Annotated in this window: 23 protein-coding genes; 17 read left to right on the top strand and 6 right to left on the bottom strand. The window is 58.3% G+C overall.

Annotation, left to right across the window (positions count from 1 at the left end):
- Nucleotides 1–7: 7 nt before the first annotated feature.
- From BP758_RS08810 to BP758_RS08770, 9 genes are all read left to right on the top strand, one after another.
- Entirely contained in the window at nucleotides 8–1,093 is a 1,086-nt protein-coding gene (locus tag BP758_RS08810; RefSeq protein WP_292370505.1) for a hypothetical protein, read from the top strand.
- Entirely contained in the window at nucleotides 1,090–1,665 is a 576-nt protein-coding gene (locus BP758_RS08805; RefSeq protein ID WP_292370504.1) for a hypothetical protein, read from the top strand. The genes BP758_RS08810 and BP758_RS08805 overlap by 4 nt, the downstream gene beginning before the upstream one ends.
- A gap of 31 nt (nucleotides 1,666–1,696) precedes the next feature.
- Nucleotides 1,697–3,397 carry a WD40 repeat domain-containing protein gene (locus BP758_RS08800; protein WP_292370503.1) on the top strand — a complete coding sequence of 567 codons (1,701 nt, stop codon included), beginning with the start codon at nucleotides 1,697–1,699 and terminating at the stop codon, nucleotides 3,395–3,397.
- Between the two features lie 190 nt (nucleotides 3,398–3,587).
- Nucleotides 3,588–4,178: a hypothetical protein gene (locus BP758_RS08795; RefSeq protein WP_292370502.1), complete on the top strand. Its 591-nt coding sequence runs from the start codon at nucleotides 3,588–3,590 to the stop codon at nucleotides 4,176–4,178.
- 1,261 nt (nucleotides 4,179–5,439) lie between these two features.
- The gene (locus BP758_RS08790; RefSeq protein WP_292370501.1) at nucleotides 5,440–5,721 is read left to right on the top strand and encodes a peptidylprolyl isomerase; all 282 of its coding nucleotides are present in this window, start codon (nucleotides 5,440–5,442) and stop codon (nucleotides 5,719–5,721) included.
- A 16-nt stretch (nucleotides 5,722–5,737) separates the two neighbouring features.
- Nucleotides 5,738–6,553 carry an acetolactate decarboxylase gene (gene budA, locus BP758_RS08785; RefSeq protein ID WP_292370500.1) on the top strand — a complete coding sequence of 272 codons (816 nt, stop codon included), beginning with the start codon at nucleotides 5,738–5,740 and terminating at the stop codon, nucleotides 6,551–6,553.
- A gap of 513 nt (nucleotides 6,554–7,066) precedes the next feature.
- Entirely contained in the window at nucleotides 7,067–7,741 is a 675-nt protein-coding gene (locus tag BP758_RS08780; protein WP_292370499.1) for a hypothetical protein, read from the top strand.
- Nucleotides 7,742–7,941: 200 nt separating this feature from the next.
- Nucleotides 7,942–8,313: a Mov34/MPN/PAD-1 family protein gene (locus tag BP758_RS08775; RefSeq protein WP_292370498.1), complete on the top strand. Its 372-nt coding sequence runs from the start codon at nucleotides 7,942–7,944 to the stop codon at nucleotides 8,311–8,313.
- Nucleotides 8,314–8,757: an FAD synthase gene (locus BP758_RS08770; RefSeq protein WP_292370497.1), complete on the top strand. Its 444-nt coding sequence runs from the start codon at nucleotides 8,314–8,316 to the stop codon at nucleotides 8,755–8,757.
- On the opposite strand, the gene BP758_RS08765 is transcribed toward BP758_RS08770, so the two are convergent.
- The 3 genes from BP758_RS08765 to BP758_RS08755 form a co-directional block, all read right to left on the bottom strand.
- Nucleotides 8,742–9,449, bottom strand: a complete 708-nt coding sequence (locus tag BP758_RS08765; protein ID WP_394339199.1) for a DUF5714 domain-containing protein — start codon at nucleotides 9,447–9,449, stop codon at nucleotides 8,742–8,744. The two genes, BP758_RS08770 and BP758_RS08765, sit on opposite strands and share 16 nt — an antisense overlap.
- A gap of 70 nt (nucleotides 9,450–9,519) precedes the next feature.
- Nucleotides 9,520–10,683 (bottom strand): cation:proton antiporter, encoded by a 1,164-nt coding sequence (locus BP758_RS08760; RefSeq protein WP_292370495.1) that lies wholly within the window; start codon nucleotides 10,681–10,683, stop codon nucleotides 9,520–9,522.
- A complete protein-coding gene (locus BP758_RS08755) occupies nucleotides 10,683–11,168 on the bottom strand; it encodes a cation:proton antiporter regulatory subunit (protein WP_292370494.1) in 486 nt (161 codons plus the stop codon). The genes BP758_RS08760 and BP758_RS08755 overlap by 1 nt, the downstream gene beginning before the upstream one ends.
- A 407-nt stretch (nucleotides 11,169–11,575) precedes the next feature.
- On the opposite strand from BP758_RS08755, the gene BP758_RS08750 reads away from it, so the two are divergent.
- From BP758_RS08750 to BP758_RS08725, 6 genes are all read left to right on the top strand, one after another.
- Nucleotides 11,576–14,503, top strand: coding sequence for a PAS domain S-box protein (locus tag BP758_RS08750; protein WP_292370493.1), 2,928 nt, complete (start codon nucleotides 11,576–11,578; stop codon nucleotides 14,501–14,503).
- 99 nt (nucleotides 14,504–14,602) lie between these two features.
- Entirely contained in the window at nucleotides 14,603–15,484 is an 882-nt protein-coding gene (locus tag BP758_RS08745) for a thiamine pyrophosphate-dependent enzyme (RefSeq protein WP_292370701.1), read from the top strand.
- Nucleotides 15,481–16,593: a transketolase C-terminal domain-containing protein gene (locus BP758_RS08740; RefSeq protein WP_292370492.1), complete on the top strand. Its 1,113-nt coding sequence runs from the start codon at nucleotides 15,481–15,483 to the stop codon at nucleotides 16,591–16,593. The genes BP758_RS08745 and BP758_RS08740 overlap by 4 nt, the downstream gene beginning before the upstream one ends.
- A complete protein-coding gene (locus tag BP758_RS08735; protein WP_292370491.1) occupies nucleotides 16,586–17,113 on the top strand; it encodes a 2-oxoacid:acceptor oxidoreductase family protein in 528 nt (175 codons plus the stop codon). Before BP758_RS08740 ends, BP758_RS08735 begins: the two co-directional genes overlap by 8 nt.
- Entirely contained in the window at nucleotides 17,110–17,370 is a 261-nt protein-coding gene (locus BP758_RS08730; protein ID WP_292370490.1) for a 4Fe-4S binding protein, read from the top strand. The genes BP758_RS08735 and BP758_RS08730 overlap by 4 nt, the downstream gene beginning before the upstream one ends.
- A gap of 149 nt (nucleotides 17,371–17,519) precedes the next feature.
- On the top strand, nucleotides 17,520–18,242 hold the full coding sequence (locus BP758_RS08725; RefSeq protein WP_292370489.1) for a hypothetical protein: 723 nt from the start codon (nucleotides 17,520–17,522) through the stop codon (nucleotides 18,240–18,242).
- 23 nt (nucleotides 18,243–18,265) lie between these two features.
- On the opposite strand, the gene BP758_RS08720 is transcribed toward BP758_RS08725, so the two are convergent.
- Nucleotides 18,266–18,670: a hypothetical protein gene (locus BP758_RS08720; RefSeq protein WP_292370488.1), complete on the bottom strand. Its 405-nt coding sequence runs from the start codon at nucleotides 18,668–18,670 to the stop codon at nucleotides 18,266–18,268.
- A gap of 166 nt (nucleotides 18,671–18,836) precedes the next feature.
- On the opposite strand from BP758_RS08720, the gene BP758_RS08715 reads away from it, so the two are divergent.
- Entirely contained in the window at nucleotides 18,837–19,400 is a 564-nt protein-coding gene (locus tag BP758_RS08715; RefSeq protein WP_292370487.1) for a cupredoxin domain-containing protein, read from the top strand.
- A 374-nt stretch (nucleotides 19,401–19,774) separates the two neighbouring features.
- Here BP758_RS08715 and thsA read toward each other — a convergent pair whose 3' ends face one another.
- Both thsA and BP758_RS08705 read right to left on the bottom strand, forming a co-directional pair.
- Nucleotides 19,775–21,439, bottom strand: coding sequence for a thermosome subunit alpha (gene thsA, locus BP758_RS08710; RefSeq protein WP_292370486.1), 1,665 nt, complete (start codon nucleotides 21,437–21,439; stop codon nucleotides 19,775–19,777).
- 63 nt (nucleotides 21,440–21,502) lie between these two features.
- A complete protein-coding gene (locus BP758_RS08705) occupies nucleotides 21,503–22,444 on the bottom strand; it encodes a transcriptional regulator (protein WP_292370485.1) in 942 nt (313 codons plus the stop codon).
- 43 nt (nucleotides 22,445–22,487) lie between these two features.
- Between BP758_RS08705 and BP758_RS08700 the strand changes: the two genes are divergently transcribed.
- Nucleotides 22,488–23,723 (top strand): tRNA(Ile)(2)-agmatinylcytidine synthase, encoded by a 1,236-nt coding sequence (locus BP758_RS08700; RefSeq protein ID WP_292370484.1) that lies wholly within the window; start codon nucleotides 22,488–22,490, stop codon nucleotides 23,721–23,723.
- Nucleotides 23,724–23,781 lie beyond the last annotated feature (58 nt).

Raw genomic sequence — 23,781 nt, 5'->3', positions numbered from 1 at the left:
AGTCAAAATGGTAAAATCCGGAAAAATAATAATCATTGCCTCGTTTGCCATAGTTCTTGCAGCACTCATACTTGTCCCATTAGCGAGCGCTGATGAGAGAAATGTAACGCCCGTCACAACTCCGTTTATTACCGTCAATCCCGTCGGGAACCACACGGTCGATGAAGTATTTTACATTACCGGAACAACGAACCTGCCAGCATCGGGTTCTCCTCTCCAACTCCAGATCTATAGCGCCTGGTTCAATCCGGGAGGAAGCGGTTGCGATTACCAGTCCAGCGTCACTATCGAGCCCGGGGAGAACGGGATCAATACCTGGTCGTGCAATGCAACGCCGGGTCTCTGGCAGACACACGGGATTGGCCCGAGTTTTACGGTCACCCCCGGTGCAGTCCCGGGTGATTACGTTGTGACCGTTGCTTCCCTGGATCCCCGGATTTCAGCGAAGGATACCCGGATCATTTCTGTTCTGTCTCCGGAAGATACGGATACCAGTACGGTGATCACCCCCAATCTTACTCCCTATCACACCAACCAGTACACCCATGCCCAGCGGGGATACTGGATCTCCGTGGACCATCTTCCCCTCGGTACTCATCATATCGGCGAAACATTCGGGGTTTCCGGGGAGACCAATCTCCCGGTCGGCCAGGAGATCGATTATGGGGCGTTCTCTGCCAATTATGCCCCGGGCAGCCCGAACCTCCTGCCGCCCAGATTTTCCGGCTCAACTATCGTTTATCGGGGGACAGGCGAGATCAACACCTGGTCCTTTGTCGTAAATACCACCCGGTTTGAAAAATCGTTCGAGAATGGTACTGTGGTCCGGATGGCTGCTGTCCCGGGGAGCTACGAACTCTCCATCGGGCCGTTCAACCAGGAAGTATATCCATTCACACTCGCGGATACTGTCCCCGACTCTCCGGCACTCCAGCAAAATACGTCTCAGGGAACTATCGCTGCAACCGCGAATCCTCCCCCGGTGATGCCGACAACTCACCCGGCTTCGCTCCCGCTGGCAATTTCCGTCGCTGCAACGGGTCTGGGGGCATATGCAGTGCTGGGCCGGACAAAAACCGGGGGATCCGCATGAATCCGGCGGACCGGGAAGATCTCCTCATCCGGGTCGCGGCGATCTTTGCAATCATCCTGTTCCTCGCACTGGCATATGCAACAGTGAACCTGTGGAACGGAGCAAACCACGTACCGGAGATCAACAAACCGGCAGTTTCCCCGGACACCACCGGCCCCGTACCACCGGCAATAACCCTGTGCCCGCAACAAACATCCGCAGAAAATCTTACAAACGCGCCGGAGATCGCTATCGATCCCGTGCCCGATCATGATCTTGGAGACATCATCACCTTCACCGGGACCACGAACCTGGCAGCCGAAGAACCCATGGTGCTAAAAATAGATTCAGGGGAATTTGTTCCCTGTCCCAAGGTCCCCTCTGGTTTGGATTCGGTAAATCCGTGCGGCGGGGGGTTTGCCGGCAATGTATCCGTCACTGTGGGGAATTGCAGCATCAACACCTGGTCGTGGTCCGTAGATACATCGCAGCACGGGTTCCTTCAAGGCGGTCGGTATCTCCTGAGTGTGAGCGGGAGAAACGGAGGGATAGAAAAACATACGTTCTTTAACATCACCGGCAGCCGGGGATAACAGGGAATAAAAATGATTGGGGAGTGATTCCATGATTCAGGGTAAAAAAATATCAACCGCATCACAATTCCTGCTCGCTCTCATGGCACTCTGCCTGTTGTGCGTCCCGGCCCTTGCGGTCCAGCCCCAGTGGACGTTTGCCCTGTCGCCAAATGCAACCTATGAAGGCAATCTCAACAAGGTAACCATCTCCGATGACGGACAGTACCTGGCGGCGTACGTGGCGGACGAAAATTCGCTCCTGTACTTCAACCGGACCGGCGCACTCCTCTGGAGTAGGCAGTTTACCGCTGAACGCCCGCCGTGGATCTCTTCGATCAGCATTGCGCGGGACAACAGCATCATTGCGGCATCCGAACTGGTGCCGGGCTGCTGCGCGGGTTCGGTCACGTCCACGACATCAAACCATGTGATCATCTTTGACCGGACCGGTGCGATCCTCTGGAATTATTCCACCATGAGCCCGCCAGTCGCAGTTGCTATTTCACCGGATGCTTCGCAGATATACGTGGGAACAGAGGAACGCCGGGTGATCTGCCTTGACCGGAACGGTTCTGTCCTGTGGACAGGTGGCACCGATGCACCGGTCCACTCGCTCACCATCTCAAAAGACGGCACGCTGATCGCAGCAGCGGGAACAAATCCCGGCACAACCCCACAGGGCACGGTCAGTTACCCGAACGATCTTTTCCTCTTCGACCGGAACGGATCCCCGCTCTGGAAATACCGGACCGGCGGACCAGATACCGTCGCGATCAGCGGGGACAATGCAATAATCGCCGTTGTCGGGGGCAGGTACGGGAATCTCTACTTGTTCAACCGGACCGGGGGTCTTGTCGGTGAGCGTTCGTTCCCGGAGACCGGGTCGTCACTTGCGATATCGGACGATGCCAGCCGGATTGTGGTAGGATCTGTGGAAGGGTCCGTGTACGGGCTGGATAATCACGGCACGATTCTCTGGACGATCAAAACCTCCCGCCTTTCACGGAATATTGCTATTGACGAGACCGGGGATTATGTTGTCTTCGGGAACGGCAGTTCGATCACAACGGTTGATCGCAATGGTTCCGCACTCAGGAATTATCCGACCGGTGCAGGGGTTTCTTCTGTGGCCGTGTCCGGCAACGGGAATGCAACCGGGGCGATAGCGGATGCCGTGTATTTCTTTGGGTCACTGTACCCGGAGAGTTCTGCAAACGTGTCGATAACCATTGACCCGGTCGCCGATCATTACGTTGGCGATTCCTTTGTAGTGCACGGTACGGCAAATGTGCCATCGGGTGAAGAGATTCTCGTTGACATACTTCCATCTTCACCGGAAAATGCCCGGGGATTTCTTATGAGTGATGCAAGGAAACTCGGGATGTCAGAAACGGTCATAGTACAGCCTGGTAAAAATTCTCCCGGGGAATGGTCCTGCCCGGTTCATACGGCAGGCTGGGTGCCGCTTACCTACAGGGTCAGGGTCACACCGGTCAACCCGGACTATGGTGAGCCGGTGAGTACGCAGTTCAATCTTACCGAACGCCAGAGCCCGAAACCAACGATCCCCGCACGGAATACCACAGCTTCCCCGGCACTCCTGCAAAATATGTCTCAGGGGACGACAGCTGCAATCGGGAATCCTCCGCGTGAGATCCCGACAACCCATCCGGCTTCGCTCCCGCTGGCAGTATCCCTCGCTGCTGCGGGCCTGGGCGCACTTGCCTCACGGAGATACAGAAAGGAATGAACGGCGTACCGGAGACCTGCATGATGATGGGAAAAATGCTCGTTGTCCTCATGCTCCTTGTCTGCATTACCGGATGCGGCTGTATCTCGGGGGTCAATCCCGCGCCCCCGGGCAGGTTATCAATTACGATGAGATTTTGTGATCGTGTACCTCTTATCAGAGGCAGTAAAAAGAGGGGAGGGTATCACCGATGAGCAAAATTCTTCTTTGTTGTCTTATTCTATTTCTCTTTGTCGCGGGCTGTACAACATCGGTGAATAATTCCCAGCCAATGCCGCAACAGCAGGTAAATGACACGGGAACACAATCCCCGATCACGACACAACCAATAGCGGAACCTGCAACCCCGCTTCCAACAGCGAATGTAACCACCACCCGCGAGCAAGACCCCCACACCTGCCCGGCATTTCTGGTAAATCCTCCCGAATTTTCTTGTCCCCGGGAGATGCAGCCACTCCCTGAAACCCACGCAATTGCCGATCCCGACCATCCTACCCAGAAAGAGATCGATGCCATCCCGGTCGATTTCCCGGGAGTTGACAGGATGACGCTCATCGATGCAGCCTTTAACGACCCGTGTGTGAAGGAGTTCCTCAAAAGCGGGGGAGTGATCGAAGGCATCACGGATCAGCCGCGTCCACTTCTGAACCAGACAGAGACCGTGCGGTGGCCGCCGACCCTGATGGCGGATCGCTGGATCAATTGCACGGACCTGCGGGTGTTCTTTGATATCGATCCTTCGGCTGGCAGGGTTACCCGGATCTGGGGTGAGACGCTCTAAAATGGAGCGAATATACCTGCCCTGTACCTTGTCGTTTTGCACTTGTACGAACTTTCACGCCAAAAAATTTCCAGAAGATCGCCGCGAACATTGGAAAAAACCCTCTTTTGGCTTACACGTCCGACGGAGCGTGTACGTTGCCCGTAAATTTTTCCGGCCGATCATGTCACACCCGCACGGTCTGAAATTTTTCCCGGCCAAAAATTTTTGGTTCGAAATCTGGTACGGCCGGATTTTTTTGCCGCGAAATTTTTTCCGGCAAATTTTTTTCAGCGCGAAAATTGAAAATCCTAAAAATTTTTGGAATGAAAGTTGAAAAAAGAAAAAAAAGTTGGCGCGAAAGTTGGAAAAAAAGGTGTTAGTTACACAACTAACTCACTTCTCCGGCGTAAACCATGCGATACGGGCCCGGCACCGGGATCGGAAAACCCGGACTTTTTTTGGCCGCGAAATTTTAAAAACCGGAAATTTTTCCGGTCGAAAGTTGAAAAATGTAAAAAATTTCGGACTGAAATTTTTTCGGCCGGTTTTTTTCCGGTTCGAAATCTGAAAATCCCAAAAAAATTCCGGGCGAAAGTTGGTACGGCCGGATTTTTTTGGACGAAAATCCAAAATGCCGGAAAAATTTTGGGGGAGCAATCTGATTCTGATTGGATGGAGGCCCGGACAGCCTGCACCCGGCAGGTTTTCCCGTACCCTGCAAGCCCCCCTCTTGCGCCACCAGTCCCCCGAGGGGGACGGGGCGCACATGCGATGTCTCTGCATTACCTGCACCGGGAGCAGCACCCCAATGCAGGTAATACAACACTATCGCAACCGGGGGACGCCCACGCGGCGGGGGCGGAGGCTTGCCGGAGCCCCCAGGAGCGTCTTCATCTTACTAGTCACCGTCGGTACATCCTTCAAATAAGAATTTCTCCGTCGTAGATCTGAGAAACGTTCACAGATTGCACCGGTTGGCAGATCTCATGCTTAGTTGACCATTCTATCGATCCCAAAACCGCGGCCGCAGGAAGCCCGCTAAAGACGCCGGTCAATTTCCCCTTAAAATGCCCGGTTTTTGAAAACAACTGATTAAAATAATAATCGTGGAGTGGATTGGCACCGTTTCCACTGGAACCTTCCGGCACGGCTCCGGTCGGAAACGTCCCTCCGTCGGAGAACCAATCCTCCGGGAGATACCGTCACCTGCCCGGGCAAAGGACATGCAACAAAACCCGCCCATCAACCATTTTATCCCAAAACCCCCCCATCATTATACATGACCACACAGATTCGCGCATCCCACATCCTTGTCACGAGCGAGGACGACGCAAACAAGATCTTAAAGAGGATAAAAGACGGCGAAGACTTTGCCGCACTTGCAAAGCGCTTCTCCTCCTGCCCGTCAAAGAAGAACGGCGGAGACCTCGGCTGGTTCGAGAAGGGCCAGATGGTCCCCGAGTTCGAAGCCGCAGCCTTTGCCGCAGAGAAGGGCGCCGTTGTCGGCCCGGTAAAGACCCAGTTCGGGTACCACGTCATCAAGGTCACCGGCACCAAGTAAGCGGCCGGTTCCCTTCATGGACAGAAAATTTTTCCTCGGCATCGGCCTTGCGGTAGCAATAGTCTTTGCCGGGACCGCGATCTACACCGGGTATGCAAAACATTCCGGCACAAATACGGCCGACCGCGACACGCTCTACCAGGTCTCGACCATCGATGCGCTGATGCAGGGCGTGTATGACGGCAACGTGACCATCGGCGAGATAAAAAAGCACGGCGACTTCGGGATCGGCACGTTCGACAAACTCGAAGGCGAGATGATCGTGCTGGACGGGAAAGTCTGGCAGGCAAAGGCCGACGGCTCGGTCGTTGCCGCAGCCGATTCCCAGACAACGCCGTTTGCCACGGTCACGTACTTCGATACCGATCTCCGGCAGGCAACCGTTGACCGGGAAGAGAACGCATCCGGGTTCATGCGTTCCATGGCGGCAAAACTCCCGACCACAAACATGATCTATGCAGTAAAGATCCACGGCACCTTCCCCTCGGTCACGGTCCGGGCGATCCCGGCGCAGGAAAAACCGTATCCCAACCTGACCGCTGCCGCACAGGAGCAGAAGGTCCACACGTACACAAACGTGACCGGCACGGTTGTCGGGTTCTACACGCCGGTCTTCCTAAAAGGGCTCAATGCGGAGGGCTACCACCTCCACTTCCTCTCGGACGATCATACGGAAGGAGGTCATATCCTTGACGCCACGATCCCGGCCGGCAGCACCGTCCAGTACGACGTGACGCCGTACTTCACGATGGCGCTTCCCACAAGCGGGGCGTTTGCCGGCACCGACCTCTCGGGCGATCTGAGTAAATCGCTTGCGGCAGTAGAGCAGTAACCCCTGCCGGCACCAACGCTTTTTTTTTACTGGATTAATAGCCGCTCCTTTTTTCTAGCAGGCATTCTGCTTTTTTCCCGATGCGGCAGGTGCGGCACGGGCCTGAAAACGGCAGTCGCAACCAGGAAAAACCTGCGCGCCTTCACTCCTGCGGGTCCGGCCGGTAAGGATCGCTGCACAGGATTTGTGCAAAATTCCGGGCCGGGCCCGGTCCGCCAATTGTCCATAACCGCAGGAAATCCGGAACGTTCAATCGTTCCGGACCTTTCCGGAACATTGCCCGGTCGTTCCTTCCCGTTCCGGAACCATGGGAGGGTTCTCAGGAACCGGCCGGATTGTTGCAGCAGAACCGGGCCGATCATTGTGTTAACCGCCCGGTTTTGGCATTGGAGCGCTCAGTGGTATATTTCACCGCCCGGAGCGTGGCACTTTTTATAGTGATCCAAAAAATCAGGGATCAGGACAACTGCCAGGGAACTACAAAAACGGCAGTTGCCTTTGGAGCATCATACCATGATACCACTCAAAAAGATCGGACTCGTTGCCGCGGTTCTCTTGGTTGCGGCACTGGTATGCGTACCGGGAGTTGCCGCAGCAGGACCCGGACAGGGAATGCCGGGCAACGGGCAGGGCAGCTCAGGAAACCAGGGACAGCAGGGCGGATTTTCCCAGGGACCGGACAACAACCAGGGTTCCCCAAACCAGCAGGGCAACGGCCAGGGTGCAAATCCCAGATCCGGCGGCCAGATGGGGAACACAACGCAGCGCCAGGGCCAGCCGCCCGGAACCTTCGGGAACATGACCGGCAACCAGACCGGACCCGGGCCGATGGTCCTCGGGAACATGACCTCGTTTGGGCCCGGGGAACGGTTCGGGCCGGGGAACACGACGTTCTGCACTGCAACCGGGGACAACACGACCGCGTGCCAGCCCTTTAGCGGCAATGCCACGCAGGCATGGGGAAACGAGACCCGCCAGCACCAGTACGGCGACAACAGCACCTGGCAGTTCCAGCACCAGGTCCGGGCAGAGAACGGTAACAATACCGGCAGCGCCCCGGCCATGAACGGGAATTCTGCGGACAAAGGATTTGGGCAGGGACAGGGATCCGGCCAGAATTCGGCGCAGAACCAGAAAGACGCCGACCTGATCTCAGCCTTCCTTGCATGGCTCAACGGCGGCAAGTAAAAACAAAAACTATACACTTCCCCATACTCCACCCCCGGGAATTTCCCTCTTTTTTTTCCGGGGCCTCCTCCGGAGTTTGCTTTCGTGGGGAAATCGTACCACCGTTGTTTTTGTTCTTTTGCGAGCCTTTTTTCATATCCGGGCACGAATGGATCGGTACAAACTTTTGCGCGAAGCCGACGCTGTTTTAGAGAGCCACCATGACTGCCATCCGCGGGATAAAAAAAGAACTTTTACAGCTGCTCCTTGAACTCGGGAAAAACAGCCACCCCAACGAGTTCGCGGCACTCTTAAAAGAGGAGGGCGGGCTCATTGCCGAGCTCAACCTCCTCCCCGGCACGATCACCGGCAGTTCCTCGGCCTCGATCTTCTTTGACATGATGCCGCTCGATACCCATATGGCGGGAAGCGCCCACTCGCACCCGAACGGCGTCTGCCGGCCTTCGGATGCGGATTTGAACTTCTTTCCCCGGGCGGGACGCTACCACCTGATCATCGGCGCCCCGTACGAGGAGGGGTGCTGGCGGTGCTTTACCGCGGACGGCGATCCTTTCGATCTCGAGGTGATCTAAATGACCGCCCGGCGCGTTGTTGCCACCGGCACGTTCGATATCCTCCACCCGGGCCACCTCTACTACTTAGAGGAATCAAAAAAACTCGGCGACGAACTCTGGGTGATCGTTGCCCGGGACGCAAACGTGAAGTTCAAGCCCCGCCCGATTGTTCCCGAGGAGCAGCGCCGGGCCATGATCGCGGCGCTTAAGCCGGTCGACCACGCTGTCCTCGGCGACCCGGCCGACATGTTCCGGCCCATCGTTGAGATCCGGCCCGATATCATCACGCTCGGGTTCAACCAGTACTTCAATGAAGAGAACCTGAAAAGCCAGCTCGCGGAGCGCAACCTTCCGGCACAGGTGGCCCGGATCGGCAGGTACGAGGGCGGCGACCTTGCGAGCTCGCGCCTCATCGTCCAGCGTATCATCGAGGCCCGGGGAACCGGTCAGCGCTCCGGGTAAAAGGGACAGTCGGCCATCCGGCACTCTTTGTTCATGCCGAAGAACCGGCAGGTTGTTTTCGGGTCCAGCGGAATTTTTACGCCAAGGTGTTCGGCGGTAAATGCAACGGCACCCCGGATCGCAAGAAACGTGTTGCGCTTGCAGCAGCGGGGCCCGCCGTTCTTTGCAACTTCCATGAGGCTTTCTGCCACCACCAGGTTTGCCTGCTGCCACTCGCGGTGCGAGAGCGGCGTTGCGCCGGTAACAAGCGAGATGTAGATCCCGGTGCCGACTGCCGCCCCGCAGTCTCCCATGAACCCGCAGGCGCCGCCGGGGATTGCCGCGGCCCGCTCCCGTGCGGTTGCGATCAGTTTTGCCTTTTTCTCTTTTTTGCCGGTCACATTGCAGTACGCGGCGAGTAAAACGGCCGGCACAAGGAAATGGTGCTCGGGGCCGTGCATGTGGACGACCGGGTTCTGCATGAGCGTGATCGCAATCCGGACCGGGTCGGTCTCTTCGGTTGCCGTGCAGTACTGCTGGATCGCGTCGTCCGCCCCGAGCCGGTGGCAGCTGTCGCAGACAAAATGCCCGTCCTCGCAGACGGCATCTGCGGTCTTTGTCTGGTGGCAGTACACGCATTCGCGCTGTTCCGGCGTCTCAAGGTAGCGGAGCGGTTTTCCGCAGACCATGCAGCCGGTGCGGTGATCGGTCAATAGACTCATACTCCTGTGTCAGGGATGGGGGGGCCCGGGCACAAAATCCTGTCGGTCGGGATCATCCGGGCTAGCGGCCCGGATGGCTGCGCCGGGCCGGGGGGCCGTGGTGCCGGCTCCTGCCGGAGAGCCCGAGCCGTAAGAGGTCCGAGTACTTTGCCGCAAACGAGCCCACGAGCGAGGTCACGATCACCATCACGGCAATCGTGGCGGCAACCGGCGGGGAGCCGTAAAGCGCCGCAAGGGCAATGGAAAACTCTCCCCGCCCGATGGTGTTGACCCATATCTCGATACCGGACTTTGCCGAGCCGTAGAGCGCAATACCCGTAAGCACGCCCGAGATCAGTTTCGAGACGATGGCAAGGACGCAGATGATCGCGATGACCCCGAGGTTGATGTTGCCGGAAAGGGTGATCGATATCCCGAAAAAGACAAAGAAGATCACCATGAAGACGTCCTTGAACGGCCGGGCGTGCTGCTCGAAGGCATCCGGGTCGGTGGTTGCAATGGCAGCGCCGAGGGCGATGACCATCAGGGTGTCGGGGATCCCGAGATACAGGGCGCATCCCGCGGTGGCAAGCACGGCGACAAAGGTAAAGAGGACCGGCAGCTCGTCCTCCCGTTCGAGAATGGAGATTAAAAATTCCTTGCCATAGTGGGCGAGGAGGTAGAGGATGCCAAGGCCAAGGAGGATCTTTGCCACAAAGAAGACCAGGTTCTCATTTCCTGCCGAGAGCACGGCAAGGACGATGATCATGGCAAGGTCTTCAAAGACCATCAGCCAGATGATCGCCTCGGACTCCTTCATCATCAGCTTCCGGTTCTCGATAAGCGAGGTCACCGCCATCGCGGTGCTCGATATGTAGAAGGCTGCCGCGATGATCAGTGCCTCGACCAGGGTAAAGCCGAGCAGGTACGCGGCAAGAAAGCCGATGAGCATGTTGACGTTTAAGTCGATGATCCCGCTCACGAGAACCGCGTTGCCGTTATCGGCAATCTTGTCGACCTTGAGGCCGAGGCCCACAAAGAAGAGTAAAAAGATCAGCCCGAGGTCTGAGAAGAACCCGCTGATCTGGTCGGAGGCGACAATGCCGAGGCCGGCCTTCCCGAGCACGACCCCGGCAATAATGTAGAACGGGATGGCGGGGATGGTCAGGTACTTGCTCAAAAGGGCAAGTGCAAGACAGACCGTAAGGGCAACGACAATGCCCTGCGCAGCAAGGATCCCGTCCATTAATCCACCATGATCTCTCGTTCAAAGAGCCGGAGCTGGTCGGTCTCGCCGATCACGAGCACGGCATCGCCGGCCGCAAAGACAAACGACGGCGGGGGGTTGATGATGTTCTTCTCGTTTCTTGAGACCGCGATGATCGTGGTCCCGGTCTTTGCCCGGATCTGGAGGTCCTGGATCGTCTTTCCGGCAACCGCGGGCGGGACGATATAGGTGTGGATGGTGACCCGGAGATCGGCGAGCGCAGAGAACGCGATCTCGACGCTCTCCTGGTCGGCTTCGATGATGGCGCCGGTGAGAATGTTTCCAAGACGCCGTGCTTCGACCGGCGTCATCTCGGCAGCGCTCGGCGTGTGGCAGCCCTTCTGGAGGGTGTACATCTGGATGGTACCGGTTTTCGTGAAAAATATCGCGACCGTATCTCCCTTGTCGGTCTCGAACTCGTATTTGGTACCCACGCCGGGAAGGTTGAGGGATCGAAGCGCCATAACAGTGGTTGGAGAGATCTTCCTGAAATATATTATGCAAAACAGGGATGCCGGACGGTCTCCCGCGGCAGGAAATTTTAAAAAAACACGAACAAAAAGTGACTTTCGCGTGAACGGGGGTGAGAGGTTCCCGCCCATGCAAAGAGACACACGGTATGCATTCAAGGGTTTTTTTCTAGAGGCCGGGAGGATGGACCCGTGGAGCACCGGAAGGGTAGACCGGGATTCACGGATTTTTTAGAGGGTTTTTTTCGTCCTCCCCATATCACTGGTTACATGAACCGCGGTTTAAAGCCCGGGCGGGCGGGGTGAAAGTGAACGGGCGGCAGCGGTACCGCCTGGACCGCCACGATTGCCGTGCATAGTTCAATACATTTATTTACCCTCCCCCCAAGGAGAAATTATTCATGGTGCCCGGTACTTCACCAGACGGGGGCCGCCATTCGGGCTTCCCTGGCGCCGTATATTTCGGCGCTGCTGCTGCACTTGTCAGTCTGGCCGGGCTGCTGGGTATTTTCTGGGGAATAACGGTACTTGCCAGTATTTACCCGGGGTACCGGTCCATTGCCTTTTCCGCAGCACTCTTCTGGATCGTGCTTGGCATTCTCATCGCAATCCAGGGTGTCAGACCGTTTAGGGGCCCGGTGCGATCCGGCGCAGCTGTACTCTGTGCCGGTATCGCCGTACTGGAAATCCCCGAGGTCCTGCTGGGAATAAACGGCGGGCATTTCATTGCAGAGTCCGTCATGGTCCGGGCGGGCGATGCCGTCCTTATGCACCCGACCATTCCGATATCTCCGGCAGCCTCGGTGCTGCTTGCCCTCTCTGCGATCGGTCTGATCCTGGTAATCTATGCCCGCGATATGAAAGAGAAGAAGGCCATTGCCGGGACTATCGCCGGGCTGACCGGGCTCTGCGTTACGCTCGCGGCCCTCACGTTTGTTCTGGGGTACGTGTACGGGATTCCGTTCCTCGAAGGGACCGGGATCCTGCCCATCGCGCTCACTTCCGCGCTTTCCGCGGCCTGCGCCGGGCTCGGGCTGGTGGCGCTGGCGGGAAAAGATGCCCTGCCGCTTGCCTGGTTGAGCGGCGAGTCGTTCCGTGCCCGGCTCTTCCGGACGTTTCTTCCCCTCACCGTTGCCATCGTGGTCTTCCAGAATATCCTCCAGACCGTTCTTGCAGCATGTTTCGGGATCCGCGACGCGCTCCTCCTCGCGTGTGTTCTCCTGGTCTTCTGCCTTGTGACCGGCACGATCATTGCAGGGACCGCCCGACGCCTCGGAAACGATCTCGACCGGGCACAGCAGTCCCTGGTGCAGTCGAACACCGAACTGAATGCGGCGTACAACCAGATATCGGCATCAAACGAGGAACTCCGGCAGCAGTACGACGAGCTGGCAGCGCAGGACGAAAAGCTGAAAATAAGCGAGTCGCGGAACCGCGAACTCGCGGATCTCCTGGACCGGTCCTCCCAGCCGTTTGCGGTCGGCTACCCGGACGGGCGGCTCGCCATGTACAACCAGGCATTCTGCAGGCTGACCGGGTACACAAGCGAGGAGCTGGAGAAGATCGACTGGTCGGCCGTGCTCACTCCCCCCGAGTGGCGGGAGAACGAGGCACGGGAACTCGAAACGCTCGCCCGTACCGGGGAACCCGTGCGGTACGAGAAAGAGTACCTGCGAAAAGACGCCGTGCGGGTCCCCGTCGAACTCTTCGTCCACAGTGTCCGGGACGGGGAGGGAAGACCGGTGAAGTATTACTCGTTTATCACCGACATCTCGGAGAGGAAACGCGCCGGGCTCCTGCTTGAAAAAAGCGAGGAGAAGTTCCGGCTTTTAGCCGAGTTTGCGTATGACTGGGAGTACTGGATCTCGCCCGAGGGCCGGTTTGTCTACGTCTCCCCCTCCTGCGAGCGCATCACCGGCTATACGGCAGACGAATTTATGAACGATCCCGGGATCTTTTCGAAGATCGTCCACGAAGACGACCGGGACCGGATCGGCACCCACTTAACGACCATCACGGAGGCGCCGGCCCATCATGCCGAAGAGTTCCGGATCCGGCGAAAAGACGGCGGGGTATGCTGGATCGGCCACACCTGCCACGCGATTTACGATGCCGGCGGCCGCTGGATCGGGCGCCGGGCCAGCAACCGGGATATCACCAAGCGCCACGAAGCAGAAGAAGAGATCCGGAAACGCGAGGAAGACCTCCATGCAGCCTACGAAGAGCTGACCGCATCGGACGAGGAACTCAGGGAAAATTACGAAGAGCTGGCAAGGGGCCAGGTGGCGCTCCGGGAAAGCGGGGAGCGGTTCCGGGCCCTTTTCGACCATATGATCGAGGGGCTGGCACTCCACGAACTGGTGTACGATGCGCTCGGCAACCCGGCAGAATACCGGATCCTTGCCGTAAACGAGGGCTTTGAAAAACAGATCGGCATCAGCCGGTCGGCGGTTCTGGGCAAGCTGAGCTGCGAGGCATACGGCGTTGAAGCCCCCCCGTTCCTGGACCGGTACGCAAAAGTCGCGCTGACCGGGGAGGCAGAGCAGTTCGAGACGTACTTCGAACCCTTGAAAAAATACTTCCACATCTCGGCATATTCCCCCAAAAAAGGCCATTTTGCAACGGTCTTTGAGGACATTACCGTCCGCAGGAACGAAGAGCGGGCGCTCCGGCTCGCAGACCGGAAACTCCAGCTCATGAACATCGTGGCCTGGCACGACATCCAGAACAAGGTGACCAGCCTGCGGGGCTACATCGAGCTCAGCCGCGATCTCGTGGCTGACGAGACCGCAAAAAAGATGCTCAGATCCGAGGACGAGATCCTCAAGGTGATCCACCAGCAGCTCGGGTATACCCGCGAGTACCAGGAGATCGGGACAAAGCCCAGCGAGTGGGTGGACATCCACGCGATGCTCTCGCTCGTGATCGCTCTGAAAGGAAGCCGGTCCGTAACGGTCACCACGAATGTCGACGGGCTCGTTATCTTCACCGACCCGATCCTCGAAAAGGTCTTCTCGCACCTGATCGAGAACACGCTCGTGCATGCGCCCGCAGCAACTGAGATCCGGATCTGGTACCGCGAGACTGCGGACAGCCTCGTGCTCGTGTACGAGGACAACGGCCCCGGGATTGCAGAGGAAAACAAGCAGGACCTCTTTGTACGGACCTTTGCGACAACCCGGTTCGGGCTCTTTTTCATCCACGATATCCTCGAACTCTCCGGGATCGGGTTTGCGGAGACCGGGGAACCGGGGAAAGGCGTCCGGTTCGAGATGACCGTCCCGCGGGGGATGTACCGCATCACGCCGCGGCCGGGGCCCGGTGCATAAAACAGTACCTTTTTTCCGTGTCCATGACAAATAATGATAAATTATTTTTACGGCAGGGGCCCTGTGCCTCAAAAACAGGATATCCGGGAGTTGGTCATCATCGCAGAAATCCCCAAAGAAGAGTACTTAAAAAAGTGCACGTCCGCATGCGCAGGGTGTAGTTCGTCCCTGACCCTGCGGTACGTGTTAAAGGCTGCCGGCCACGACACCGTGCTGGTCGTGCCCGCGTGCTGTACGAGCGTCATCCAGGGCATCTACCCCAACACCGCCATGAATGTGCCGGTCTATAACGTTGCATTTGCCGCGGCCGCCGCGTGCGCATCGGGAATGTCCGAGGCGTTCCGGTCTCTTGGCAGGAAAACGAACGTGATCGTGTACGCCGGGGACGGCGGAACGCTCGATATCGGCATCCAGTCCATGTCCGGCGCATTCGAGCGGGGCACCGATTTCCTGTATATCTGTTACGACAATGAAGCCTACGGGAACACCGGCATGCAGCGTTCGGGTGCAACGCCGCTTGGCGCACGGACCACCACGACGCCTACGGGAAAGACGGTCGAGAAGAAAGACATCGACGCGATTGCCGCAGCCCACCACCTCTCGTACATGGCAACGGCCTGCAGCGCCTACCCGCAGGATATCTATAAAAAAGTCGCAAAGGCGCTCACGTTCCGGGGCCCGACCTTCATCCACATCCTCGCCCCGTGCCCGCCCGGCTGGCGCTACCCGGCCGAGAAGACCATCGAGATGGGAAAACTCGCGGTAAAGTCCGGCATGTGGGTGCTGTACGAGCGCGAGAACAATAAACTCACGATCAGCGCCCCGTCAAAGGCCGCGATGAGAAAACCGATCCCGCTCGAAGAGTATCTCGGCCCGCAGGGACGCTTTAAGGGGATCGATCCAAAATCCATTGAGATCCTGAAACAGCGCCTGGCCGATAATCTCAAACACCTTGCAGCAGAAGAGGAGGCGTCGGCATGAAGGAGATTGCAACGGGGAACAAGGCGATTGCGAAGGCAGTCAAACAGGCGCTGCCCGATGTTGTCGCCGCGTACCCGATCACCCCGCAGACCGAGATCGTGGAGACGATCGCGGACTTTGTGACAAGCGGCCAGATGAAGAGCCGGTACATCCCGGTCGAGAGCGAACACTCGGCAATGGCGGCCTGCATCGGCGCTTCCATCACGGGCGTGCGGACGTTTACGGCCACAAGCGCCCACGGCCTGCTCTATATGCACGAGATGACCAACTGGGCGGCCGGCGCCCGCCTCCCCATCGTGATGGCAAACGTGAACCGCTCGCTCGGCCCCGGCTGGAACATCTGGGCAGAGCACACCGATGCCATGCAGGAGCGCGACACCGGCTGGCTCCAGGTGTACGTCTCGACCGTGCAGGAAGCCTACGACACGACCCTGATGGCATTCCGGATCGCGGAGCACAACGACGTGCTCCTGCCGGTGATGGTCAACCTCGACGGCTTTGTCCTCTCGCACATCATGCAGCCGCTCGATACGGTAGAACCCGGGAACTTCATCCCGCCGATCCACCTGCCGCACGCAATCGACGTGAAAAACCCGGCGGGGTACGGCGGACTCACCGGCCCCGACCAGCACTTTAAGTTCCGCTGGGACATCGAGCGCTCGATCCGGGATTCCGAAAAAGTGATCGCGGCAACCGAGGCGGACTTTGCAAAACGGTTTGGCCGGAAGTACGGGCCGGTCGAGGAGTACCGGTGCGAAGATGCGGACGTGATCCTCATTGCCCTGGGCACGCTCGGGAAAGAGGCGGAAGTAGCGATCGATATCCTGCGAAAAGAGGGGATAAAGGCCGGCTCGATGCGCCTGCGCTGGTTCCGGCCCTTCCCGAAGCTGGACCTTACGGGTAAGGATGTTGTCGTGATCGACCGGGACTACTCGTTCGGGTACGGCGGTATTGTCGCCCACGAGATCATGGCCAAATGCCACTGCGATGTCTTCAGCGTGATCGCCGGCCTTGGCGGCCAGGAGGTCACGTACGACGACATCGCGGAGTTCGTCCGCAAACGTCGTATCGGCACAGAGTTCTGGTTCGGGGTGAACGCCCATGTTTGAGATCCGCATTCACTCCCGGGGCGGGCAGGGCGGCGTTACTGCGGCCCGGCTCCTTGCCATGGCAGCGCTCCACGACGGGAAATATGCCACGGCCTGCCCGTTCTACGGCGCAGAAAGGCGCGGGGCGCCGATCGTCTCGTTTGTCCGGATCGACGACCGCCCGATCAAGGTGTACAGCCAGATCCGGGACCCGGACCTCGTGGTCGTGCTCGACGCGAGCGTGATGGATACGGTCGATGTGCTCCACGGCTTAAAGAAAGGCGGCCGGGTCTTCATCAACAGCGCCCACAAGCCGGACTTTGCCGGGCACTCGACCTATAACGTGGATCTCACCGGCATTGCGCTCAGGGAAAACCTCGTGGTTGCGGGAAGCCCGATCCTCAACACCCCGGTGCTCGGGGCGCTCGCGAAGATGGGAATCGTCTCTGCCGATTCGGCAAAGTCTGCGATCCGCGGGATGTTTACCGATGAGAGAAACGTCAAGGCGGCTGAGGCTGCGTATAAGGAGATGAGCGCATGAGCGCGGATACCAAAAAGGACCGGCTTGCCATAAGCCGGCCAAAAGAGGGCGCAGCCGGAGAGACCGGGACATGGCGGGTCTTTAAGCCGGTCGTGGACAAGGAGAAGTGCAATGCGTGCGGGCTCTGTTCGATGTACTGCCCGGACGGCGTGATCGATGAGGACTTAAACGTCGATCTCCGGTTCTGCAAGGGCTGCGGGATCTGCGCAAACGAGTGCCCGAAAAAAGCCATTGCCATGGTCCGGGAAGAGAAGTAATTTTTTCGGTTTTTCATTTTTTACCAGCGTTTTTTTACGCCGGGCCGTGCCCGGTCCGGAATACCTCTTCCGGGTGAGCCCGTTTTCTGCGATGCATTCCAAAACTTTTATAATAGTGCCCGAAAGATTCCCTGTCAGGATGAGGGACTATGAACCGGAAGTATTTCGGGGACACGCGGGATCTCTTCAAGTTCGACCTGGTGCGCCACGTCATGAAGTCGCTTCCCGAGCTGGAAGGTTTTGCATTTGTCCCGATGCTGACAGCGGGAACCGGCGGGGAACCAAAGAAGAGCCGGGTAAAGACCGATCTCGACGGTGCCATGAGAGCGGGAAAGGCCGGCAGCCAGAACCAGAAACTCCGCGAACAGCTGGCACGGCTCCAGGAAATTTCCGCGGATTGCGAATACCTCGAAGGAGTCTGCAACTATTTTTCCGGCGAGAAGATCCTGATCGATATCTGCGGCAGCGAACCGTTCACGCACGCTGGCCGGGACTCGTACCTGGGCAGCGTCTTTGACGCGTTTCCGAAAAAAGCCCTGATCTTCTTTGACCCGGATACCGGCCTTACGGAAGGAAAGGCTGACAAGGGGCACCTGCTCGTGCAGGAACTTGCGGAGATCCACGACCGGATGGACGAGAATTCGATTTTGATGATCTACCAGCACTTCCCCCGGGTCAGCCACGACGGTTTTGTAAAAAAACGGTGCCGGCTGCTCGAAAAGATCACCGGTACCTGCCCGGTCACCGTCACGGATAACGAAGTGGTCTTTTTCCTTCTCGCGAAAAACCCAAAACTTGCCGGCCGGCTTAAGGATTCCCTCGAATGCTATGCCAATACCTACCCGGCGCTCTCTGCGTACTGTGCCGGATAAAAAGCGTCTGCCGGTACCGGTGGTTACGGGCAGGTGCCAGAATGGCTGTCAATAGTCCCGGCGGGCTCTTTTCCCGAAGGGTCTGCTGCAAGGTACTCGAGATCGAACCGGTACAGGTGCGTGAACCGGCAGTGCTGGCACTGGACCATGATCGTCCGGCAGCTGACCGTAAGATCGTGGGGACCGAGGAAACCGCAGTGCCGGCACGCGGCTTCCGCGGTAAGAGACCAGACCGGCCAGCGGCCGGCTTTCTTAAAAGCGCCTTCTTCGTCAACCTCTTCCATCAGGGGTACGAAGACCCGGGTCGCCCCGCAGGACGTGCAGGCAACGTCGGCCCGGTTCGGGCCGGCAACGATATGCTGGTCTGCATTCTTCCGGCAGTGGTAGCAGTCGGTGCGGTAATCCGTGACGATAAACCGGTCGTTCATGAAGGACGGGTAAACCCGTGGCAGCATTAACCTGTCGCTGGTACGCAGGGGGCGTGCCGGATCGCAGGTATAAACGGAAATTCACTCTCGTTTCCCGGATCGGGACAAAATATGGCCATAAATAAGGTAAATTTATAAATCCCGGGCAGTTCATTATGTACTCCGTATGAAGCTGCTCATGGGATTCATTATCCTTCTGGTTGCGCTGGTAGCAATTACCGGCTGCACCCAGACGGCATCACCTTCGGCACAGACCACCACAGAGACCACGGCACCGGTAACCACTGAAGTTACCACGGAGGCAACAACGGTTGCAACCACGATCGCCACCACCGTCCCGACCACCACCGGGACCGTTGTTGCAAACGTGACGGCACCGGCAGCGAACGTGACCGAGAATGTCACCGCAACGGCAACCGCCGTCCCGACCGCGACTGCAGCAAGCCAGATCACGAAGATCCACATCACCAAACTCGGCTTTACCCCGGCAACGGATGTCGTGCTCCCGGGTACCGGGATCACCTGGGTCAATGACGATAATGTCACCCATGCAATCAAGATGATCGGGAACAACACCGGCATGTTCACCTCCGAGGGAATCCTCCCGGGTGCATCGTATATGTACTCGTTCAGCGAGAATACCGGGACATATGTCTACGCCTTTTCCGACAACCAGACGGTTACGGGAACGATTATCGTAAAGAAACCCTGTACCCTCTCCGGCTGCTAGGCCGTTCATCCAAACTCTTTTTTTTCAGAGTAATTTTCTAAAAAAAAATCCACCTGGAACAGATACCCGCTTTTTCCTGCAGCAGGTTCCGCTGTGGCAGATCCCAACGGATCACACGGGTTACCGGATTCCTGTACCTCTGTTCCCGGAGAGGCTTTTTTTCCTGCAATTGTAGTTATTCCCCGACGGGTCTGCCAACCCACAGGAACGCGCCGGATCGCAGGGTCGGGGAACACTGCCGTGCTGAATCGTTCCGCCTTTTTCCCCGGCACCTGGCAAAACCCTGACACCTGTAAACCGGGCTGGCAGGATATCCGGAACATCTGCCAAAAGAACGAACCAAAAAAGAAAAAGGGAAATTATGGGGGGTGACTCTAGTAGTCGCCCATGCCGGGCATTCCGCCCATGCCACCCATGCCGCCCATACCCGGGGGCATGCCGCCGGCGCCGCCTGCGGGCTCTGGGGACTTGGAGGAGGCGATCACATCGTCGATCCTGAGGATCATGATCGCTGCTTCTGCAGCGGACGAGATTGCCTGGGTCTTGACACGGAGCGGCTCGACAACGCCGGCTGCCTTCATGTCGATGACCTTGCCTTCGTAGACATTAAGGCCGTAGGTCTTCTTGCCCTTCTCGTGGGCTGCACGGATCTCGACGAGCATGTCGATGGGGTCGAGACCGGCGTTCTCTGCAAGGGTGCGCGGGATGATCTCGAGCGCAGATGCAAATGCCTCGATGGCAAGCTGTGATCTGCCGCCAACGCTTGCCGCATATTCGCGGAGCCTAAGCGAGAGCTCGGTCTCGGGTGCGCCGCCGCCGGCAACGACCTTCTTGTCCTCGACAACGACCGCAACAACGCGGAGGGCGTCGTTGATGGCACGCTCGAGTTCGTCGACAACGTGCTCGGTGCCGCCGCGGACAATGATCGAGACTGCTTTCGGGTTCTTGCACTGCTCGACAAAGGTCATCTCTTCGCCGGAGACCTTGCGCTCTTCGACAAGGCCGGCCTTGCCGAGTTCTTCCTTGCTGATTGCGTCGATCGAGGAGACGAGGCTGCCGCCGGTTGCCCGGGCGAGCTTTTCCATGTCGCTCTTCTTGACACGGCGGACGGCAAAGATGCCGGCCTTTGCAAGGTAGTGCTGGGCGATGTCGTCGATACCCTTCTGGCAGAAGAGGACGTTTGCGCCGCTCTTCTGGATCTTGTCGACAATGCCCTTGACCATACGTTCCTCTTCGTCAAGGAATGCCTGGAGCTGGTCGGGGTGGGTGATGTTGATCTCGGCGTCGACTTCGGTCTTCTTGAACTCGACTGCTGCGTTGAGGAGCAGGATCTTTGCGCCGGTGACCTTCTTTGGCATGGCCGGGTGGACACGCTCCTTGTCGACGAGGACGCCCTCGACGATCTCGGAGTCATCGATGCTGCCACCGGTCTTCTTCTCGACCTTGATAAAGTCGGTGTCGACGGTGCCGTCGGATTCGGCGACCATGGTGACTGCCTTTACAACGAGGTCGCAGAGCTTGTCCTTGCTTGCCTCTGCGCTCTTGCCGGTCATCGCGGTCTCGGCGATCTTCTTGAGCATTGCCTTGTCGGTCGCCTTGACATCGAATGCGATATCCTTTAAGAATTCCTGGGCCTTCTCTGCGGCCTGCCGGTATCCTGCGGCAATGATAGTCGGGTGAACGTCCTGTTCGAGGAGTGCCTCGGCCTTCTTTAAGAGTTCCCCGCCGATAACGACTGCGGTGGTGGTCCCATCGCCGACCTCGTCGTCCTGGGTCTTTGCTACCTCGACCATCATCTTTGCGGCCGGGTGCTCGATGTCCATTTCCTTTAAGATGGTGACGCCATCGTTCGTGATGACGACATCGCCGATGGTGTCGACGAGCATCTTATCCATACCCTTGGGGCCGAGCGTGGTCCGTACTGCACTGGCGACTGCCATTGCAGCGGTAATGTTCATACCCTGGGCATCGCGGCCGCGGGTGCGGTTCGTGCCTTCTTTCAGAATAAGAATAGGTTGTCCTCCAAGTTGCTGTGACATTAAATTATCACCACTTTTAGCAGTAAAAGTGGTTTGTGGTTCTATATAAAGTTAGCTGAAAAATTACTCTCCGAGCATGTCGAGGAGCTCGAACCCGTCCTCGATTGCATGGAGGCGCTCCTCGCCAATCATGAGCGTCCGCCCGATCTTCTTTTCGTGGTGGAAGTCGGGCGCAATGCACATCGCATGCTTCTTTGCAATGGTGGAGAGGTTGCTGATAAGCGCTGCCCGTTTTACCACTTTCTGCGCCGGGCCATAGCCGGTCAGGATCGTGTGCCGGTCAAAGGTCAAGAGCGCCTGGAACGGTGCGCCCCGGAGCGTGTGGAGCTGGATCCCGAGTTCTTCCAGAAACTCGATCGGGTTGCCCGGCTCGTGCCCCCGGGCCGGCGGGGCGGCTGTTTCCTGTGCGGCAGGCGCGGCCTCTTTTTGCTCCCGCTGCACGATCTCGATCGACTCGACCACGCCCGTATTGAAGTACTCCTCGATCTTTATGGCGACTTCGAGCGTCGTCCCCATCCCGCTCTCGTACTTGCTGATCGTGCGCCGGGAGACACCGAGCACCTGCCCGAGATCGCCAAGCGACATGTTCCGGCGCTCCCGGAGCTCGCGCAGGGCGTCGCCGTTGATATTCACGTACAGCCCGCCGGGCGACGCGTACACGAGCGGCGGGATCTTCTCCACAAAATAATCGTACAGGGTCGAGACGCTGATCGCGTAGATCCCGTACCTGACGTACACCGCCCCGCGTTCGAGTTCCGCTTCCCGCGCCCGCTCGCCCACGATCAAAGGCACCCCGCCCAGGTGACGCGAGATCGCGTCCAGGTCAAAGGCCGCCTCTTCGCTCACCGAGTCGATGTGGGTGACGACTTTTATCACAATCAGGGTCCCGTTGTTGCGTGCAATGAGATCGAAGCTTCGCGGGCGGAGGGTAAACTTCTCCGATACCGCAAAGCCTGCGGAGATCATCACGCTGGTGACCAGCTGGAGCTGGCGATCCTGGGACATGCTGTTACAAATGGATGGAGCGCTCCCATATATTAATATAGACATGCTGATCGGGATCGATGACACGGACTCACCGGCGGGGATGTGTACCACGTACCTCGGGGCGGTCCTTGTCCGGAGGCTGATTCGCGAACACATGCGGGTCCGCGAGGCCCGCCTTGTCCGGCTCAACCCGAACGTCACGTTCAAGACCCGGGGGAACGCGGCAGTCTGTCTCGATGCAGAGGGCGACCCGGAGAAAGGTTTCGGGCTCGCGTGCGAAATTGTCGAAGAGCTTGCCGACTTCTCCTGCGAAAAGACCAACCCCGGCGTGGTCGTGGCAGAGCAGCGGCTCGATCCGGCGTTTTACCAGAAAGCGGTCACGGACTTCTGCGAGATCGAAGAAGCTGTCGCTATCCTCGATGCAGCAGGCGCCCGGTACCGGGGCTGGAAGAACCGGCGGGGACTCGTTGGCGCAACTGCCGCGGTTGCAAGCGTTCTTCCCGACCGGACGTACGAAGTCCTTGCATACCGCGATCCGGCCCGGTGGGGCACGCAGCGGGAGGTGGACAAGGAGAGTCTCTTTGCCTGCGAGGAAGCGACCTTCCCGCACACGTGGGACACCGTGGACTTTGCCAACCGGGTCGTGGTCTGCGTGCCGCATACCCCCGACCCGGTCCTCTTTGGGATCCGGGGCGAGAGCCCGGCCTGGGTGATGACGGCCCGTTCCGTTATCGACTCCGAGAAACCGGCGCTCGAACAGATCTGGGTGACGAACCAGGGGACCGATTCGCATCTCCTTATCGGGAAATGCGGTGAACTCAGGGAAGGGCTCTCGTACTGTGTCCGGGGCATGGTGGACGGCCGGCCGGTGACCGGGGAAGGGGGCCATGTCATGTTTGCGATCCGCGACGGTGAGGCAACGATCCGGTGCATGGCCTACGAGCCCACGAAAAATTTCCGGGAGATCGTCCGGGCGCTGGTCCCGGGCGACGATGTCGTCGTTGCCGGCAGTTACAAGAAGGGGAGCATCAATCTGGAAAAATTCTGCCTTGTCGCACCGGCCCGGGACACGGAACAAAAAGCCCCGGTCTGTACCGCGTGCGGCAAACGCATGACAAGCGATGGCAGGGGCAAGGGCTACAAGTGCCGGAAGTGCGGGGCACATGCAAAGGACCCGGAAGTCCATGAACTGCCCCGGACCCTCACTGCCGGCTGGTACGAGGTCCCGCCCACCGCCCGCAGGCACCTTGCAAAACCGCTCTGCCGGGGATCGCCGGAGATCCCGGCCGACCGCTGACCCGGCCGGACGCATCTGCATGGCATATGCCTGCACGGACTCGTAACATTCATAACGA

It is taken from the genome of Methanoregula sp. UBA64, assembly GCF_002502735.1.
In the GTDB taxonomy this organism is placed as follows: Archaea; Halobacteriota; Methanomicrobia; order Methanomicrobiales; family Methanospirillaceae; genus Methanoregula.
The sequence above is the reverse complement of the archived record's forward strand: the minus strand, read 5'-3'. Positions and strand labels throughout refer to the sequence as shown.